We start from the raw sequence: 18,619 nt of genomic DNA, 5'->3' as shown, positions 1-18,619 counted from the left end.
AAAAACCGAGGGCCATATGACACATAATGAGACCAGGGAGGAGTACGGAGAAATGCGGATCACGGCGTTTTTGCTTTTACTCGCTATCAGCGTGATTGCCGTTGGCGCATGGTCCATATCCTCGGGTGCCACGGTCGGTGTGGTCACGGCGCGGGTCCTGATTACTTTGGTCGCCCTTCAGTTTGGATATCTAGCCTTGATTATCCTGTGGTCGATGTTCGGCACGTCGGTCGAAGCAAAACCAAAACGCAGACCTTCGACAATGGTTCCCGGCCCGGCCAGAAATTCGGAAAATACTAAAGTTTCATAGATTTACACTCCTTAATCCGGACCCATCTTCGGGTTTTTCAACGCGGCGGACCACGCCGTCTTCCAGCACAAACATCTGGTCAGCGATGCGTGCCAGCGAAATCTGATGTGCGATGATCAGCACGGTTGTTTCGCCGCGCAATGCCTTGATCGTGGCGCCAATGATCATCTGATTTTGCGGGTCGAGCGCGCTGGTGGCTTCGTCCAAAATCAGGAACGCCGGGTTGCGCAAAAGCGCCCGCGCCAGGGCAAGCCGCTGCCGTTCCCCCCCTGACAGCAGGGCACCGCGGTCACCGATTTCGGTATCAAGCCCCTTTGGCAGGTCTTGCACGAATCCCCTGGCCTGCGCGCGGTCAAGCGCGTGCCATATTTCAGCGTCCGTCGCGTGCGGGCGGCCCAGGGCGACATTGAACCGCACTGTGTCGTTGAACAAAAATGTGTCTTGCGGGACATAGGCGATCTGATCGCGCCAGCTTTTGATATGCGCGTCGGTCAGGGGCGTGTCGTCCAGCGCCAGATGGCCCGTTGTGGGGCGCAAAAGCCCCATGAAGATATCCGCGGCCGTGCTTTTGCCCGCACCCGAAGGCCCGATCAGCGATGTGATTGACCCGACCGGCAGGGTCAGTGTTATATCGGCAAGCGTCGGCCGGTCGTCATACCCGAAGGTGATATCACGCAACGCGATGCTTTCCTGCGGGCGCGGCACGGCTGGCAGATCAGGATCGGGGCGTGTCGCGGTTGGCTTCAGGTCGGATTTCAACTGTTGCAGCGCGGTAAAGGCGCCGATGTTCGTCAGCACCTGTTGCGCCTGCATTTGCAGGTTCAGAAAGCGCGGCGCGACGCGTAAAAGAACCAGGATCAGCACAACAAGTTCCGCGAAAGGCACCTGCAGCACGGCCAGCGCGACATAGACAAACCCGGCCGCACAGGCTGCCGTCGCGATCTGCAAAAGCGCGGTGCCCAAAGTGCTGCGGCGGATATAACGCACGCCGTCGCCGCGCCCCTTGTGCAACACCTGATCCATCTGATCGTAGTACTGCTGTTCCAGGTTCATCGATTTGGCCAGCTTCAAGGCGCCCAGCAACTCGGCCACGGTGCGATACTGCGCCTTGCGATTGGCGATGATCTGTTGGCCGAACAGAGTGGCCTGACGGCGAAAGGGATACAGCAGGACAAAGGCCAGAATGCCGAACCCAAGCGAAAACAGCGTCATCGGGACCGATACGATCAGGCAGATGCCCGCATAGATCACCAGCATCACGATGGTTTGCAGAATGCTGAGCAAGGCAAAACCGGCGGCCTGAACCCGCTGCACCTGATCCGTCATGGCATGATCCAGATCTGATGCGCGCAGCCGCACGAAGGCGTTCCAGTCGCTGTCGCCAATGCGGCGGAACAGGTCACTTTGGACACGATTGGAAAAATCGGCTATCAGCGTGCCAAGGTAGACCGATTTATAGCGATTGAATAAGGCCTGCAGCGTGATCAGCCCGACAAGGCACATCAGCAAAACCGCCAGACTGATCTGAACATCCGGCAGCGTCCAACCCGCGATCTGAAACTGCCCCAGATCCAGCACCAGCGCCTGACCCACGGTCATGCCGACGATCGGCAGAAGCAGCAAAAGCGATATACCTTCGGTCAGCTGGCCCAGGCACAATAGGGTCAGCGCGATCCACCAGCGGCGCCCGCCCCCCTGCCGGACGTAGCGGGAAAAGGATATGATCTGACCGGTTGTGCCAGTCATGCCACCTGCCCCCGTTTCGGTACCCGCGTCTGTAACAGATCGACCACCTGGTGCAGTTTATCCAGACCTGTCGGGACCTGCAGGATGCAAACCGGCACTTGCCGCGCCAGACTGGCGGCCATTTCAAAATGACGCTTTGCAACCGGGCCCGACAAGAAATCTGTGCCGAACCGCGGCGCATAGGCAAAGCGCAGCAGCATGGCCAGGGCATTCTGGCCCTGAAGCGTTGTGATCTGGGCCTGGGTTCCGCGTTCCAGCACATAAAGCGCGGCCAGCGGCATTGTGCGGTTTTCAAAGGCCGACGACAGCAGCTGGCGCTTTTTCTCGATCACCTCGTGCACGTCCGGTCGTGCGACAGCATCTGACAAGGCGATGGCTTGGCGCGCGTCGTCCGAAAGTTTGACCTGCGCAAAGGCGGGCGCGATCACGGGCTGGCCTGCGGTGTCGAACCGGATCGGCGCCAGATCGTCGGACAGCATCTTGTGACCGGCACGGACAAAGGCCGCTGTGGTTGTCGATTTGCCCGCCATCTTGTCCCCCATAAAGACGACGGCCTGATCATTGATAGAAACAGCTCCGGCATGCAGCACGAAGGCCCCGCGGTATTGCAGCGCGATGGCCATCACAGGGCCCAAAAGCGGAAAGGCGATCAGATCGTCGGACAGGTTAGGAAAGGCATCGACGGTGATATTGCCTTGGGCATCGATATGGAAGGCCCCGACGGTTTTCCAGTAAAGCACCGCGTGATCGTCCCCAAAATCCTGTGCAAAATTTTGACCCGTCAGGTGATCTGCCGCGACGGGTCCGCGGCGAATGGTCAGGTCGATGGCGCCTTGGGGCGACGGGACGAGTTCGGGCAGAAAGATGTCGGACGATAGGGTCAAACCAAAGGCGCGATAGATCCGGGTCATGCGGGCACCTGTCGTTTGGGCGTTGCGGCTTGGCTTTCAAGCTGCCGCAACCATAGCCCGACCCAGGTGGCGCGCCACAGACCGAAGATGTCGTTGCGGTCCGCCTTGTGGCGGTTCCGGGTCACGCGGTCATAGGTCTGACGCAGCGCCGTGGCCTCGACATAGTTAAACAGCGTGCAGTCAGAAAACACGATATCGCGCAGGATATCGCCATCCTGATCCAGCATCTGACGCAGCATATGGGCCGTAAAATCCGTCTTGGACCGGCGCCATTGCACGGCTTGGGGCAGGATATCTGTCATCGCCTGACGCAACACCCACCGGGTCCAGCCGTTGTTCAACCGGTCCGAAGCTGGCAGGCTGGCGCAGAATTCCACCAGGTCCAGATCAAAGAAAGGGAACCGCGTTTCAACGCCGTGGGTCGCGGCGCAGGTGTTCAGTACCTCAAACGCGTGGGGGATCAGCGGGTCCTGCAGGGTGGCGCGATAGCGGTCAAAGGGCGTGGACCCGATGGCCTTTTGCCGGGCTTGCAGGCGGTCGATGATGCCATTGTCATGGGTGAAATCCTGCCGCAACAGGCGACGCCAGGCGGGAACAGCGGCGGTGGTTCTGCGGAAACGGCTGGTCCATCCGCTGACGCGCGACAACGGGGTGTGCGTCATCAGGGCGCTTGAAAAGACGGCCCAGGGGCTGAGACCATCGAGCCCGGCGGTGCCTGCGGCCTCAACCCACAGCTTTCGCCAATGTCCGGCGCGGGCCAGCTCAGACAGGCGTTCGAAGCCGTGGCCGATGACCTCATCCCCGCCGTGGCCGTCCAGCAAGACCCGAACACCAGACCGGCGCGCAGCAGCGTAGATCGGGCGTGAGGTCACATGCCCCGGCGCCAGAAAGGGATAAGCCTGTTCGCCCAAAAGACGCCCCCCCCCGGCAAAGGCCCCACCCTGCCCTGGCTGGACCATATGCGGCCGGACCGCATATTGATCGAGCGTTTGCTGGATATACGGGCGTTCGTCCAGATCGGGATCGTTGAAGATCAACGAAAATACGGGCAGATCCGAGCGATACCGCTGCGCAAGGCATGCGATTGATGACGAATCCAGCCCGCCGCTGAGCATGGCGCCAACGTCGCGCCCCTTCATCCGTCGTTTCACCGACTGATCCAACAGCTGACGCAATTGTTCGGAGGCGTCATCGATCTGAAGTTCGGTTTGCCGAAGCGCCCAATAGCGCGACAGCTTTGCGCAGCCCTTTGTTACAGTAAGCGTATGTGCAGGCGGCAGGCGGGTCACATCGGCAAAGCCTGTCCGAGCATCATCGCTTAGATGGCCCACCAGAAAATCAGCGATGAAGTTTTGATCGGGGTGCAGGCCCCCCATGGCAGACAGGATCGGGCCGGGTTCACTGGCCGCTATGAATTGGTCATCCTGAGAAGTGTAGAAAAACGGTTTGACCCCGAACGGATCACGGGCGCAAAAAAGCTGTTGGGCGGATTTATCCCATATCACAAAGGCAAAATCGCCGCGCAGGTGATGCACACAGTCAGCCCCCCACTTGCGATAGGACAGCAGGATCAGGGTTGCGTCATCGGCGGTCGTGACGCCCAGCTTTCGCGCCAGATCAAAAGGATCATCCAGTCGCGCGTCCAGCGTCAGCAGCAGATGTGGATCGCCAAGCTCATAAGGCCCCGGCCCCGTCTGATCGGTCGTGTTGAACCATAAATGCGCCAACCCCACCGGCCCATCGATTGTCATATTACGGCCATCGACAGCGCGATGGTCCAATCCGGCGGCAAGTTCGGTCAGCCTGGGCGCAGCGACAGGGGCACCCTTCGGGTTGTATATGGCCAGAAAGCCGCTCATCCCCGCACCTTGAAATCGATCAATTGACGATGTGCATGGTACATATCGGACTTACCGCCCAGCACGATCACGTGGCCTGACATCAGCCAGGCATGCGGGCGCAAGTCATCCCCCTGAGTGCCATCAATGGACAATCTCAAGATGGTCTCGCAACCGCGGCGCGCCAGCATGTATTGACCTGCCATGGCCTGGGTCAGACAGGTCGCACCGGGTACAAAGCGCGCCATTTTCGGAATACCCCAGGCGACCATACGCTGCTGCCAAAGCTCGGGCGGGCCGTTGGTTTCGTGCCGCGCAATGTGGGACCGAACCCGTTCGAAGCGGCCGGTGAACAAAAGCGCGCGCACCCAAAGCAGGGTGAAAAAACACTCGGACAGTTGTTTCACCTTGTACCAACCGGCTTTCACGCGCCGGTCCATCCTACCGGACCTCGATCAGCTTTTGACGTTCCAGGTCATCCAGCAGCTGTTTGATGTCGTTGCGGCAGGTATCGGCGTCGACGTTAAAGTCATCCTGAACCGCCTTGCAGATCTGGTCAAAGTCAGCGCCATCGGTGAGGGTCTGCCAAACCGTGCGACCGACGGGGTTCAAGCTGAAATACTGGTTTGTATTCATATCCAGAATGGCCCAGCCATCCTGTAGCTCGCACCCCATCGCCGACGAAGAAATTTTATAAAAAGTCTTTGTATCAATATCCATAAGAACACCTTGACTCTATACAGACCGCGGGGCGCGGACGGCACCGCGCCCCGCTGTTTTAATATGTGGATCTATACGTCCGACTAAATCACTTTATGAAAAAGTAATATCGTCGATCGGTGTCCCACGGGTGAAGTTGGCGTCGGTGACACCACCGTGAGACCCACCGTGGGTGATCTTTTCGATCGACCCATGTGCGACAAGCTTCGGCGCTTCGTAGTCGCGCTTATCAGCTTTCATTTGCACCATGTTTAAACTCCTTACACGTTAAAACATTTAGTGACGCACGTCATTTCTTTGACGCGCCTTTAACGGATTGGCTTCCCTTGCGTCAAAGTCAACGATTCATGATTGTTTCCCAAAAAATGTCTGTGGAAAACTAATCTGCGGCAGATTAATTACGGCGATATCAGCGTAAAATTGCCTTATTTTGCCTTATTTGCATATTTTTTAATCATTCAAATTTTCCATTTCCGCACATTTCAAATCTGATACATCACATTCAGGCGGAGATTCGCGCAGAATGGCTGTACCTGCGCGTCAAAAGCCGCGCATCGGAGTAAGTGGTTTGGTTTTCAACAAAAATACGATTGCGAATATTGAAAGCAGGCAAATAGCGGCAGAAAGCGCAATTCATCGCGTGATCATGCGACGCTTTTTCACGGTTGTGTCGAACACTTGTCTTAGTATTGATGGAATCGATCCAAAATCGCTTTATGAAATCAGCCGGTTGAATAAGACTACTCTGCTGGTTGATGATACGCTGCGCAAACATGGCATAAATGTGTCAGACATCACTGATGATGTGGCGCTTTATCGTTTCCGAACTGTCACCATGAACAACCGCAGCCTGCGCCACAGCCATGGCATTTCGCACCTTATGCGAGCGGCCGCTGTGCCGCATGTTTTTCTGAAAGGTCCCATGCAGCAGTTGGCGCTTTACGGAACCGCCTATCAGAAACCATCGGGTGACGTTGATCTTCTGGTGGCGTCACAGGATTATGGTCGATCCATTCGGCTGTTGACTGACGCGGGCTTTAAATCCCCCGACACCCCGATCAATCATTGGACAGACACCTTTCTGGGCGAAAGACACCTGACACATGAGGATCAGCTCACCGTCGTTGATATCCATCACCGTGTGCAGCAGGCCGGATCCCCAGCGCCCCTGCATTTGAATGAGTTTCTGGCGAATACCGTAATGGCAAAGCAGCCGGAAGGGCCGATACCGGTTTTGTCGATGACCTATCTGACGCTTTTGACGGCAATTGGTGTGGTAAAGGCCTTTTTCAATCACGAACCCTGCGTCGGCAATATTTGCGACCTGCACGCTGCACTGGTCGCACAGACCCCCAGCCAGGCGACACGATTGATGCAGGCAGCAGACCACCAGGGATTGCTGCCTGTATTGGCCTTTGCCGATCAGATGCGCCGCAGTGTTTTCGATCCGATCCGGGGGCTTGATCTGCCTGACCCACTGCCAGAAATTGATACAGGTCAAATGTTGTCCATGGTGCAAACGCCCTGGGTCGTCAAAACCGGCTGGCCCAGGCGGCGCGAAGTGCTGTGGCGGCTTTGCGGCAAATCGCCCGTCAGATACACATCTGAGGCCGGATGGGCCGCCGCATCGGCCCTTTGTCTGAAAACCGCCGGCTTGATCGAGGCCAGACGCGCGGCCGCTCAGGCCAAGACGGCCTAGTCACCCCTTTGCAGGATAAACCGGTCCAGATCCGGTTCGGTGCGCCCGACGACCTGTATCAACAGCCCTCGCGCGATCAGTTCAAGCTTGCGCCGCAGGCCCAGGGCGGGACCCGTTTTAAAAGAAATCAGCCCCTTGACCAAACCTGTGGCGCGCAAACTGGGATCAAAGGCAAACTCATCGGTGCTGATAAAATGCTGTGGATCGGGTTTGCCCCCCCGCTGCCACGCCTTGCGTTGCAGTTTCTGGATCGCCCGTTTTAGATCCAGTTCCCGCCGCAGGTAGGAGGCCGCATTGCCCAGATCGCGTGTCGTCTGTTCGCCGTTTTCAGCCCAGACGGCCAAGGGTTCAAGCGCGACATAAATCGGTTCACAGATCGCATAGGTGCGCATGTATTCCTGCAAGGTGGCCGTACAGTTCACACCGATTTCCAGATCGGTCTTTGCGTTGTCAGACCAGAACATGCCGCCGTTCGACACGCCGATATCGGCCAGGATGGAAAGGCGAAACAGATCGGGGTCATAAACACCTTCGCGAAATTTTTCTTCCAGAATGCCCTGATCGCTGAACCGCGCCTTTTCCGTTCCGCTGTCGTGTTCGATCAGCTGATTGCGAAAGACCAGCTCAACCCCATATTCCCTGCAAATCCTGATGTTGTCTTCGATAAAGCGCGGCAGGATCAGATTGTCATCCTCGACCGAGCAGAAATATTGCGCCCCATGCGGGTTGGCGCGGCTAAAGCATCCGTCGATGTTTTTCGACGCAAATTTCTGTGGCTGGTTCGGGGTATAGCGGATGCGGTCATCCCCCAGGTCCTGCACCACCGTGGCTGCGGATTGTTCGGGGTCATCGTCGTAGACGTCGCAAACCCAGTGATCCCAGGTCTGGTCAATCAGGGACTGAAGGCAGCGTTTCAGTGCCACGGGGCGTTTATAGGTCGGGGTCCGAATATGAACCAGCGGTTTGATCTGTTCAGACATGAAGCGGCTCTGCTGTATCTTCGGTTTTGGTGGGGGTGTCATCAGGCGGATGGTGTCCGGCAACCGCCATCTGCCTGCGAATAGCATCCGGCCAAGGGCCGTCTGGAATGATGTCGATAGTGTCTGGCCGCTGCAGAATGTATCCCAAAGCGTAAACACCACTGGGGCCGATCGCAGTGATCTGACCGCCCGGATCAATGGTCGTATTGGCCAGACTTTGGATCAGGGGCCAGGGCTCACGATTTTTTTGCGGATCGACGGGCGTGTATTCCGGGATATCCCCCTGCGGCAAGGCCAGCAGATGTTTCTTCTTTGGCGCCGGTTTTTCAGTCGATAGCGTCCGACTGCGGTTCAATCTGGACTTCATGGCCCGGGTCAGGTTCGCGAAAAGCACGGGATGTTTCAGCAGAAGCTGCCCGGCGGCGGACACGTTGCGCGTTTTTATGGCATGGACCAGATCCTCAAACCGCAAAGCGCGCATTAGCCGGGCTGTGCGGGCATGCAGCGCCTGTATGGCATCGGCATCTAGATCAAGATCCGCAGCCAAAAGGTCATCGTTACAGCGGATCATCGTTTTTATGTGGTCCGTCGACCAGCGGTGCGAAATTGATCCGGTATGGCGGCGATAGAAGTAAAGCGGTTCATCGATCAAAACGGCCCTGGCATCATCAGCCAGATATCTCATGTAAAGATCGAAGTCTTCGCCGATCCGGATATCGGTCCGATACTGATGTTGCAAACTGTCGCAGCGCAACACCGGCTTCATAAAACCAAGGCTGGTCACTGCCGGACCCTGACTGCTGCTTTGCGCCATCAAGGCGGGCGTGATCGATCGGATCGGATCGGGCAAAAGCATACCGAACAAAGACTGCTCTTCGGCACCTGTTTCGTCGGAAAAGCAAATCTGATCGTCGGCAACCGCATCAACACCCAGTTTTTCGGCATACCCAATCAGCCGTTCCAGCCGGTGGGGGTGCATCAGATCGTCCGAATCCACAATCGCCAGCCATTTGCCCCGCGCGGCCTTGATGGCCCTGTTGCGCGCAGCGCCTGGCCCGCCGTTCTGAATAGCTGGCAAAAGGCGTATCCGGCTGTCGGACATCCCTTTGACGATGCTGATACTGCGGTCGGTCGAGGCATCATCGGCCACGATCACCTCGATATTCTGGATGGTTTGCTGCAAAGCGGATTGGATCGACGCCTCGATAAAGGACGCACCATTATAGTTTGCCATGATCACCGAAACCTGCGGGACCTGGCCGGTGACGGTCTGTCTGGTTGCGCCGATCATGCGTTGCCTTACCCTGCGTCCGCGAAATACAAATGATATCGAAATGCACTGCACATGACCACTGATCAAGGCAACAATGCAAGGGCCACACTGCAGGTGCAGCAGCCAATCGCTGATCAAACGTTAATTTTCTGCGGCTATTTACCGGCAAGATGATGGCATTGATGCGAGATTGCATAAAATTTGCACCACGTCGGAAGTTTTATGCCGAATATGAAACAGTTTACCCTATGTCACTTTTGACGGAATCGATGACGCCCCAAATAAGACCCATGTGCTTAGGCACGTTGTTCCAGCAATGTATGAGGTGACTATGTTTACTGTGAAAAACCATGTCAGGGGGTGGGTCGTGGCGACTCTTTCACTGGCGCTTGGCGCACTGTCGGTTCAGGCCGATGGATTGGGCAAATCGTTCAAGGAAGACTTCAACACGCTTGATGAAAGCCATTGGTACATCTCGGACGGATGGCGCAACGGCGAATACCAGAACTGCCTTTGGAACCGCGATCGCGTGAAGATCGCCAATGGCAAACTGCATCTGCAATACGCCCCTGCGTCCAACGGCAAACTTGACTATGAATGCGCCGAGATCAGCACAAGACAGCGGTATGGATATGGCCTGTATGAAGCGCGCATTCAAACAGACACTGGGTCGGGCCTGAACGCTGCGTTCTTTACCTATATCGGCCCAAGTCAGGGCGCGCGTTGGGATGAGATTGACGTCGAGATCCTGACCAAAGACACCGGTATGGTGGAATTCAACACCTATGTGAACGGTCAGCCCAAGAACGGAACCAAAGTGCCCATATCGCCCTCGACCGATCAGGCCTATCACGTCTATTCCATTCTTTGGACACCGCACAAGATCCGCTGGTACATCAACGGCACTCTGGTGCATCAGACGCGTGGAAACAACTTGCCCGTTGAACCGCAGAAGATTTTCGCCAGCCACTGGGGTACTGAAACACTGGTCGAGTGGATGGGTCAGTTCAACGATCTGCGCCACCCTGCGATCATGAAAATCGACTGGATCGCCTACACCCGTCTGAGCGACCGATGTCAGTTCGAAGAAAGTGTGATGTGCAAATTGCGCGGGGGCGATTAAACTGCGATGTAGCAAACCAAAGCAAAGTCAGGATGGGCCATGGCGTCACTTGGGCAGACATATCAACATAGACCGCAACGGATCTATGATGTTTGCCCGGTCACCCTGCTAAGCTTTGGTGTTCTGGCCCCGCTGCTGCTGGTTCCGATGGTGGGTCGGCTGGCCGTGTTGGTCTTTCTTCTGTCTGGCATGGCCATGATCTTTTTGTGGCCGCGCCAAAGCTATAATGCCTGGATGACACACTGGGCCGTGCTGCTTTTGCCGATCTATGCCGGTATCAGCATGGCCTGGTCCCTTTATCCAGGTGTGACATTTCGCCATGCGCTGCAGCTTGGCGTGACGGTCGCCATCGCTATTGTGATGGCCCATCGCCTGGGACCGCGGCGTATGATGTATGTCGTTTTTGCCGGTTTCGGTTTGGCGGCATTGCTGAGTGTCGCCATCGGCAAAACACGTTTTGATGGCGCGCTTTTGGGGATCTTTGGCAGCAAGAACGCATTCGGTGGCGCCATGTCGACCTTTGTGATCGTGGCCCTGGCCGTCGCGATGGACCGCCGCGCGGCGCGCTGGCTGCGCGTTGTGGGGGTCTTGGCCCTGCTTTTAGGACTAAGACTGCTGGTCGGGGCACAATCGGTCGGTCAGACCCTTTTGACCATCCCCGGGCTGGTTCTGATACCACTTCTGTTGATCCTGTATCGCTTTTCGGCGGGCGCCAAGTTCGTGATCCTGACAGCGACGGGGTTGATCCTGATCCTGGGTGTGATCGCCGCCATCGCCCTGCAAGATACGATCGCGGGCTTCGTGCTTGAAGAAACCGGAAAGGACACAACCCTGACCGGGCGTACCGATATCTGGGCCGTCGGGCTGCAGTATATTCGCGAAAACCCGATATTCGGAGTGGGATATCAGGCGTTTTGGGTACAGGGGCATAACTCGGCCGAACATCTTTGGGCGATGTTCGGGATTGAGGAACGCAACGGCTTCAACTTTCACAACATGCTGATTGCAGCCTGGGTCGAAGGTGGTGTGATCGGTGCGGGTATCCAGATGTGGATATTGCTGGGTGGGCTGGTTCTATGTATGATCTGGGCACTGCGTGCCGCCACCGCCGAGGCGGCTTTTTTCGCCAGTTTCATCTTCGTCAAAGCTGTCACAGGCGCGGTCGAGGTTCCGGCCTTTACCCATTTTTCGGTCACCAGCATCATGCTGATCTGTGGATATATTTACGGCGTGCGTGCATTGCATGAATTGCGCAGGGCCCGCACCCGCCAGGCGCTTGGTCCGGGCGCACAAACATCACAATAGTTTTGATTTGCACGCTGTTTTGTGGAATGAACGCCGCCAGGCAATCCTGCTCAGATCACAACACATGAGGCCCCCAACGTGGTACAAACCCGGCGCCCCGTCGCATCCCTCTGGATAGGTGAGCATCTGCACTACCTCAACCAGCTTTGCCTGAAATCACACCTGCGACACGGGCATCCGGTGACGCTATATTGCACGGACAATGTGACCAATGCGCCTGAAGGCGTTGATATTCGCCCCGCGACCGAGGTTATGGATATCGACATGGACATCGTCAGCCAGACCTCAGCATCATTCCTGTCGAATGTCTTTCGCTATCAGATGATCCGAAAAACCGGCGCAATCTGGGTGGATTGCGATGCGTTCTGTCACAAGCCCTTCCCCGATGAATGGGAATATATCTTTGCCGGGCACGGAATGCGCGGGGCGTTGAACTGTGGCGTTGTCGGCCTGCCGCAACAGTGCGAGTTGATGGATCAGCTTCTGGATTACTACGACAACCTGCCCGATTATCCCGCCTGGTGGGGCCGCCGCCAGCGAAAGAAGATGGATGAACAAAACAGTAAACTGTCCCATCCTGTGCGGATTTATAAAACTGAACGGACCGCTTTTGGCCCCCAGGCCTTTACCCATTTCGCCAAGCAGACCGGTGATTTTGAAAAGGCGATGACGCCGGATGTGCTCTACCCCGTTCCATTTCAATTGAACGACGTCTTTTACGACCCCCATGGCCGGGTCGAGGGGCACTTTACCGATCAGACCGTGTCGGTGCATCTGTACACCAATGGCACAAAACCCTGGTGGCGCAAGCACCCGCCGTTAGAAAATTCTTACGCCGATCGGATGTGCAAAGAGGTCGGGATAGACCCCGCAGCCGCGTTGGGGAATTGAATGCGTAATGGCGGTCGGTGCCGTTGAACCGCGTAACAATCCTGCGCATTTTTATCGATATGACATTGCCCAACAGATTTCATTTCGATAAATAACGGCAACGCCCAAAACACGGGGCACATCGCCGCATTAGCTCAGCCGGTAGAGCAATCGCTTCGTAAGCGATGGGTCGGGGGTTCAAGTCCCTCATGCGGCACCAAAAAATATATTATAATATATAAAAAACAATAACTTATATAAGTTTTATACTTTATAGCCCTATCTGAAAACATTGATACTCGCTGATTCCAGCGGTCCTTCTCACTGATGTGGCCTTCTGCTGTGTGTAGGAAGACGGAGGATATATACGGCAAATAGCGACCGAAGCTGGGATGGATTGTCATTATGTTAGCTTAGGTTGATGTTTGATGCGTAAAGGATGCCACCTCTGGATATGATACATAAGATCGGCATAACTAGAAACTCTCTCACACAACTGAATTATTTTTGCTGAGAAATGGCCGAACCTCTAAACTCTGCAGCATACTGCTTTTGGTAGAGAATGATTCCTTTGTGCACGCCTAAATACGCAGCCATAACCCGATCCTTTAAGCTGCAAACCAGCACCACACGGACCAAAGTGCGACGCATAGGAATGGGCCAAACGCTAGAGGTTTGCGTAAATCAGCTCTGTTCATGCTGGTTTTCACAAGAGCTATGAGTAGTGCACTGCCCGCAGCTAATATGATCACCAAGCTGATTGCAGGCCCAACCCAGATGGCGGCCGCAGCGCCGAATTTCACGTCACCCAAGCCTAATGCCTCTGTATGGCTGATACGCCACCATACGGTGGACAACAGCCATAAGATGCCGCCTGTAACAATCCCGGAAACAAGATGCATAGTCAGCAAGGATGGCCAGAACTGCCAGGTTGTCAGAAGTCCAAGCAAAGCAAGGAGCAGCGTTGCATGATCAGGTAAACGCAAATGGCGCAGATCAAAAATCTGCAAGATAGATCAGCAATGCCAATAAAAACAGTGATAAAATCCGCGGATAAGGCCAGCCGAACACCCAGACAGGGATAACGTGCAAAGCACACGACTTGATCTGACATTTCTGCTCTTATGGAGCGCAAGAAGGAGTGTCGATCAATGACAAGCATTCAAGAGAAGATCATCAAGCCGAAGCTCGGGCTGCTGGAATTGGCCAAGCAGCTCGGGTCTGTTTCGCAGGCCTGCAATGTGATGGGGTATTCACGGGACAGCTTCTACCGGTTCAAGGAGCTTTACGATCAGGGCGGCGAAGAGGCGCTGATGGATCTCAGCCGCAAGAAACCCATCCTCAAGAACCGCGTGCCAGAGCATGTGGAACGCGCCGTGATTGAGCTGGCGATTGAGAACCCTGCCTTGGGCCAGAAACGCGCCAGTTGGGCGTTGCAGCAGAAGGGCATCATGGTGTCCTCGTCCGGCGTCAGGTCGATCTGGCTGCGCAACGATCTGGAGACCATGAAGAAGCGCCTCAAGGCTCTGGAAGCCCGCGCCGCCCAGGAAGGCAATGTCGTTGTCTCCTTTCTTTTTTCTTTGCGGCTTCTGAGCTGGCTTTGTAGCGGTAGCTGTCGTTGCCGGTTTCCAGAATGTGGCAGCGGTGTGTGAGCCGATCGAGGAGCGCGGTGGTCATCTTTGCATCGCCGAAGACCTGAGCCCATTCCGAGAAGCTGAGGTTGGTGGTGATGACGAGGCTGGTGCGCTCATAGAGTTTGCTCAGGAGATGGAAGAGCAGTGCGCCACCGGACGAACTGAACGGCAGATAGCCAAGCTCATCGAGAATGACCAAATCGATCTTGGTCAGCATCTCGGCCAATTTGCCGGCCTTTCCGATCGCCTTTTCCTGCTCCAGGGCATTAACGAGTTCCACCGTCGAGTAGGCCCGCACCTTGCATCTGTGATGCTCTATGGCCTGAACGCTGAGGGCTGTCGCAATGTGGCTTTTGCCCGTGCCTGGGCCGCCGATCAGCACGACGTTTTCGGCGCTTTCCATGAAGGCGCCACGATGCAGTTGCTTGACGGAGGCTTCGTTGATTTCACTGGATTTGAAGTCAAAGCCTGCCAGGTCTTTATAGGACGGGAAGCGCGCCACCTTGGTTTGGTAGGCGATTGACCGCACTTCCCGCTCGGTCATTTCTGCCTTGAGAAGTTGGGACAACATCGGCATTGCGGTCTCGAAGGCTGGTGCACCTTGGGCCACGAGATCATCAACGGCTTGCGCCATTCCATGCAGTTTCAGGCTGCGGAGCATAATCACGATCGAGGCGCCTGCTGGATCATGACGCATGGCGCTTCTCCCCGGTCTGTCTCAGATCATCATAGCGGTCGACATTGGCCTTTGGTGCCGTATCCAAAGCTAAGGCCTCTGGCGGATCGACCTCTGGATGTTCAGTTTGCTTTTTGTCGATCAACCTGTGCAGGAGGTTCAGGACATGTGTCTTGGTGGGCACGCCTGCGTCCAGCGCCAATTCCACGGCACATAGAACGGCGTCTTCATCGTGGTGCAGAACCAGAGACAGGATATCCACCATCTCGCGGTCCCCGCGTTCCTTGCGTAACACATGATCCTGCACGCGGCGGAAGGCGTCGGGCATCTCGGCAAATGGCGCACCATTACGCAGGGCACCGGGTTTGCGCTGGAGCGAGCCCTTGTCCGCCATCGGTCCGAGGAAAATGGCGAGCGCCAGATAGTGCCGCCAATCATAGATCACCCTGCCTGGCTTGTGGTGCGACCGCTCGATGATGCGGTCATGGGCGCAAATAGCTTGGCCTTCCGCCACGACGACCAGCCGTTCAGGGTAGACATGCAAACTGACACGGCGATTGGCAAAGCTGGCAGGCACGCTGTAGCGATTGCGCTCGAAGGTGATCAGGCATGTGGGCGACACCCTCTTGCTGTGTTCCGTCAAAGGCTGGGGGCAATGCCATGAGCATGGGCCTCTCGGCTTCCCACACATCAGCGATCGTGCCGGGCAGGTCCCGGTGTTTTGTCTCGGCCCACAAAGCGATACAGCGATCTTCCAGCCATTGGTTCAGCTCGGCCAGATCGGTGAAGACCGGCATGATCTGCCACAGGCGGTTGCGCGCATCCTGCACGTTCTTCTCGACCTGTCCCTTCTCCCAGCCTGCGGCCGGGTTGCAGAACTCTGGTTCAAAGACATAGTGGCTGGCCATGGATTTGAAGCGGGCATTGACGTCCCGCTGCTTGCCTTTGCCAACACGATCAACGGCGGTCTTCATATTGTCATAGATCCCGCGACCGGGTACGCCGCCGAAGACGCGGAACGCATGCCATTGAGCGTCGAACAGCATCTCGTGCGTTTGCAGCGGGTAGGCCCGCACCAGAAACGCCCGGCTGTGTGACAGCTTGATATGGGCGACCTGAAGTTTGACCCGCTCGCCACCGATACTGGCCCAGTCTTCGCTCCAATCGAACTGGAAACCCGAAGATGAGACCGACCTTCCATCGGCTTTGCGTACCCTTGAAGCATCGGAGTACCTTAAGGATGTCATCCTTGAACGGCAACTCCGACTTCAGCATAAACGGTGCGCTGGTCACACGGGTTTGATGTAGTTCCAAGGCAGCAGTTCTTTGATGTCCGTCTGCTTGTGGCCGTTGGCAATGGCGGTTAGGACACCTGATAGATAGCCCTGAGGCTCGATCGCGTTGAGCTTGCAGGTCTCGATCAGGGACGCGATGACGGCCCAGTTGTGAGCGCCTGTATCATGTCCAGCGAAGAGCGCGTTTTTGCGGTTCAGGGCAATGGGTCGTATGGTGCGTTCGACGGAGTTGTTGTCGAGTTCAATGCGACCGTCGTCGAGGAACAGGATGAGCCCGTCCCAGTATTTGGCGATGTATTTCAGGGCCTCCCCTGTCGGTGATTTGGCCGAGACGCGGGTGCGGCTTCGGGCGAGCCAAATCTCGAAGGCGTCGACGATGGGTTTTGAGCGGTCCTGTGGAGCAGCGTGCCGTTGATCGGCGGGCAGGCCGCGCAAATCTTTTTCGATGCGGTAAAGCGCCTGGATTTGGGCCAGACCCTCCTGCGCCATTGGAGCCGCGCTGGATTGGGTGACGTCATGCAGTTTACGCCGTGCGTGCGCTCAACAATAGGCCAGTGTCACATCCTGCATCGGGCGTTTGAGCAAGCGGGTATAGCCTGCACATCCGCGAAGGTTTCGCGCCGATTACCTTCGGCATCGATAAAGAGCGTACGGAACTGCTGAGCACCGCTCCGGTCAGCTCCAAAGTCATAGACCATCTACGTGCTTGTTCCATCCGGGATCGTGACCTGCACGGGTCGATCAAGGATATCGTAATCGGTCAGAGTGGGCGCGATGGTATCGTAAGTGGCATTAAAGAGTCCCTGACTGCCCAAAGCCTCTTCGACCGGGTAGTATTGCTCCGTCTGCCGCCCGAGGAAATCAAACGTGATCCGACCGGATGCAACCATTTTGTCAGTGACGGTCCCGGCATCATAGATGGCTGCATCTTTCTTGGTTTGCAGGACACGGCCTAAGCCATCAATGAACAGTGCCGTCTCAATCGGATCCGCGATATTGCGATAAACATCGATATGCTGCGTCAGCGCCCAACTGACACCCACATCCGGGTATTGATCATCGCCAGGAACGTCCAGCAAGGGATTATAGGCGAATGTGATCGTGTCGAAGCCGGTGCCAGCTTGATATGGACCTGTCACCGTCACGATCCGCCCCACATCATCCAGCGTATAGGTCATGGGCTGACCGTTCAGGTCCGTTGTGCTGAGAAGCTCCCCAAAGCGCACATCATAGGCGGCCGCGGACGTATAGCCGAAGCTGTCGGTGATACTGGTGACATATGTCGTCACTTCCGGATCGAAGACATAGTCCAATGCATAGCGCTGACCCGTGGCATTGGCAGGCCCGGTCACATTGATCAGGTTGCCAAAACTGTCATAGGACATATCGGTGACGGCGGCACTACCGTCGGCCAAAAGCGAGCTTAGCTGCAGCATATTACCAGTGCTGGTTTCGAAGGTGGCAACGCGATTGCGATAGGAGCCACCGGGGCCAGCACCCCCCTGCCCCGTCACAACAACACTGTTCGCTTTCCCAACGATGTAATTCGGCAGATCGCTATGATAGGCGCACTGGACGGGGAAACTCGCCGCGGCTCATCATCTTGTAAATTGTGGTGCGGCTCAGGCCTGTGATTTCCTCGACCTCAAGGCGCCGGTAGTGTTTCTCAACCATCCTGGTCTCCTTTTTCGTGTATCGACATGTCGGCAGCGAGAGGTTTCGGGCCAGAAATGGGACCCGTTACCGACTGCGCATATGCCCGCACGTCAGGGACAGCAGGAGAAAGATGTGAGAGCAAAGAGGGAACATAATACTGCAAGAACTGATAAAAGCCGGATTGGGTTTTATCTGGGGTTTATTCTGTCTTTTGGCTCATTTTGCCTGTTGGTGTGGAGAGTTTTCTTGGTCACCCGAAGACTTCATCGCCGACAACACGCGCTACGGGTACTACGGGCTTCAGATGACGACCTTAGCGGCGACGCCCAAAAGCTTTGCGTCTGGCTCAAACCGGACCTCTCACTTTCCTTACCCAAACCTTAACGCTGCAAACTTTGCAAACTTTTCGCTTCGATTTTTGTAAACTTGCGAAGTTTGGCACCGTACGGTGCGATTTATGATGCGTTAATGGCCTCGGAAAATGATTAATTCGGGCAGAGTGTTACCGAACTCTGACCCACCCACGCGCGTTGACATGAAAGTTATCCACAAGGCGTTTTCGTGAAAAATCCGTGGGAATCAG

17 protein-coding genes, 1 tRNA gene and 3 pseudogenes are annotated in these 18,619 nt (G+C 56.0%); 7 read left to right on the top strand and 14 right to left on the bottom strand.

Features of this window, described 5'->3' with window-relative positions; all coding sequences use genetic code 11:
- Positions 1-16: 16 nt before the first annotated feature.
- Complete coding sequence (locus H7848_RS02760) at positions 17-310, top strand: hypothetical protein (protein ID WP_208347743.1); 294 nt, start codon at positions 17-19, stop codon at positions 308-310.
- Here the strand turns inward: H7848_RS02760 and H7848_RS02755 are convergent.
- The 6 genes from H7848_RS02755 to H7848_RS02730 form a co-directional block, all read right to left on the bottom strand.
- The gene (locus tag H7848_RS02755) at positions 305-2,056 is read right to left on the bottom strand and encodes an ABC transporter ATP-binding protein (protein WP_208347741.1); all 1,752 of its coding nucleotides are present in this window, start codon (positions 2,054-2,056) and stop codon (positions 305-307) included. The genes H7848_RS02760 and H7848_RS02755 overlap by 6 nt on opposite strands.
- Positions 2,053-2,967, bottom strand: coding sequence for a serine kinase (locus H7848_RS02750; RefSeq protein ID WP_208347739.1), 915 nt, complete (start codon positions 2,965-2,967; stop codon positions 2,053-2,055). The genes H7848_RS02755 and H7848_RS02750 overlap by 4 nt, the downstream gene beginning before the upstream one ends.
- The gene (locus H7848_RS02745; RefSeq protein ID WP_208347737.1) at positions 2,964-4,826 is read right to left on the bottom strand and encodes an asparagine synthase-related protein; all 1,863 of its coding nucleotides are present in this window, start codon (positions 4,824-4,826) and stop codon (positions 2,964-2,966) included. Before H7848_RS02745 ends, H7848_RS02750 begins: the two co-directional genes overlap by 4 nt.
- Positions 4,823-5,245 (bottom strand): lasso peptide biosynthesis B2 protein, encoded by a 423-nt coding sequence (locus H7848_RS02740; protein ID WP_208347735.1) that lies wholly within the window; start codon positions 5,243-5,245, stop codon positions 4,823-4,825. Before H7848_RS02740 ends, H7848_RS02745 begins: the two co-directional genes overlap by 4 nt.
- A 1-nt stretch (position 5,246) precedes the next feature.
- The gene (locus H7848_RS02735) at positions 5,247-5,525 is read right to left on the bottom strand and encodes a PqqD family protein (RefSeq protein WP_208347734.1); all 279 of its coding nucleotides are present in this window, start codon (positions 5,523-5,525) and stop codon (positions 5,247-5,249) included.
- Positions 5,526-5,618: 93 nt separating this feature from the next.
- On the bottom strand, positions 5,619-5,774 hold the full coding sequence (locus H7848_RS02730) for a lasso RiPP family leader peptide-containing protein (protein ID WP_237072540.1): 156 nt from the start codon (positions 5,772-5,774) through the stop codon (positions 5,619-5,621).
- 274 nt (positions 5,775-6,048) lie between these two features.
- On the opposite strand from H7848_RS02730, the gene H7848_RS02725 reads away from it, so the two are divergent.
- A complete protein-coding gene (locus tag H7848_RS02725; RefSeq protein ID WP_208347733.1) occupies positions 6,049-7,224 on the top strand; it encodes a nucleotidyltransferase family protein in 1,176 nt (391 codons plus the stop codon).
- Here the strand turns inward: H7848_RS02725 and H7848_RS02720 are convergent.
- Positions 7,221-8,204 carry a glycosyltransferase gene (locus tag H7848_RS02720; RefSeq protein ID WP_208347732.1) on the bottom strand — a complete coding sequence of 328 codons (984 nt, stop codon included), beginning with the start codon at positions 8,202-8,204 and terminating at the stop codon, positions 7,221-7,223. The genes H7848_RS02725 and H7848_RS02720 overlap by 4 nt on opposite strands.
- Positions 8,197-9,495, bottom strand: a complete 1,299-nt coding sequence (locus H7848_RS02715) for a glycosyltransferase family 2 protein (protein ID WP_208347731.1) — start codon at positions 9,493-9,495, stop codon at positions 8,197-8,199. The genes H7848_RS02720 and H7848_RS02715 overlap by 8 nt, the downstream gene beginning before the upstream one ends.
- Positions 9,496-9,844: 349 nt before the next feature.
- Between H7848_RS02715 and H7848_RS02710 the strand changes: the two genes are divergently transcribed.
- The 4 genes from H7848_RS02710 (at position 9,845) to H7848_RS02695 (ending at position 12,995) form a co-directional block, all read left to right on the top strand.
- Complete coding sequence (locus H7848_RS02710; protein WP_208347730.1) at positions 9,845-10,600, top strand: family 16 glycosylhydrolase; 756 nt, start codon at positions 9,845-9,847, stop codon at positions 10,598-10,600.
- A 39-nt stretch (positions 10,601-10,639) separates the two neighbouring features.
- Positions 10,640-11,905 (top strand): O-antigen ligase family protein, encoded by a 1,266-nt coding sequence (locus H7848_RS02705; protein WP_208347729.1) that lies wholly within the window; start codon positions 10,640-10,642, stop codon positions 11,903-11,905.
- 78 nt (positions 11,906-11,983) lie between these two features.
- Entirely contained in the window at positions 11,984-12,796 is an 813-nt protein-coding gene (locus H7848_RS02700; protein ID WP_208347727.1) for a glycosyltransferase family 32 protein, read from the top strand.
- Between the two features lie 123 nt (positions 12,797-12,919).
- Positions 12,920-12,995: transfer RNA gene (locus H7848_RS02695), tRNA-Thr, on the top strand.
- Positions 12,996-13,383: 388 nt separating this feature from the next.
- On the opposite strand, the gene H7848_RS02690 is transcribed toward H7848_RS02695, so the two are convergent.
- Positions 13,384-13,785 carry a prepilin peptidase gene (locus H7848_RS02690; RefSeq protein WP_208347726.1) on the bottom strand — a complete coding sequence of 134 codons (402 nt, stop codon included), beginning with the start codon at positions 13,783-13,785 and terminating at the stop codon, positions 13,384-13,386.
- A gap of 141 nt (positions 13,786-13,926) precedes the next feature.
- On the opposite strand from H7848_RS02690, the pseudogene H7848_RS19700 reads away from it, so the two are divergent.
- Positions 13,927-14,337, top strand: a pseudogene (locus tag H7848_RS19700) (helix-turn-helix domain-containing protein); the annotation flags it as partial.
- Here the strand turns inward: H7848_RS19700 and istB are convergent.
- From istB to H7848_RS02665, 5 genes and pseudogenes are all read right to left on the bottom strand, one after another.
- Positions 14,294-15,106: an IS21-like element helper ATPase IstB gene (gene istB / locus H7848_RS02685; protein ID WP_208347725.1), complete on the bottom strand. Its 813-nt coding sequence runs from the start codon at positions 15,104-15,106 to the stop codon at positions 14,294-14,296. The pseudogene H7848_RS19700 and the gene istB overlap by 44 nt on opposite strands.
- A pseudogene (gene istA, locus H7848_RS02680) lies at positions 15,096-16,260 on the bottom strand (IS21 family transposase); the annotation flags it as partial. The gene istB and the pseudogene istA, both read right to left, overlap by 11 nt.
- A gap of 114 nt (positions 16,261-16,374) precedes the next feature.
- Positions 16,375-16,986: pseudogene (gene tnpC / locus H7848_RS02675) on the bottom strand (IS66 family transposase); the annotation flags it as partial.
- 92 nt (positions 16,987-17,078) lie between these two features.
- Entirely contained in the window at positions 17,079-17,894 is an 816-nt protein-coding gene (locus H7848_RS02670) for a hypothetical protein (RefSeq protein ID WP_208347724.1), read from the bottom strand.
- A 43-nt stretch (positions 17,895-17,937) separates the two neighbouring features.
- On the bottom strand, positions 17,938-18,054 hold the full coding sequence (locus H7848_RS02665; protein WP_208347723.1) for a helix-turn-helix transcriptional regulator: 117 nt from the start codon (positions 18,052-18,054) through the stop codon (positions 17,938-17,940).
- Positions 18,055-18,619 lie beyond the last annotated feature (565 nt).

It is taken from the genome of Pseudaestuariivita rosea (genome assembly GCF_017592335.1).
GTDB lineage: Bacteria > Pseudomonadota > Alphaproteobacteria > Rhodobacterales > Rhodobacteraceae > Parasulfitobacter > Parasulfitobacter rosea.
Note: the sequence above shows the minus strand (reverse complement) of the source record. Positions and strands in the feature narration are given on the sequence as shown.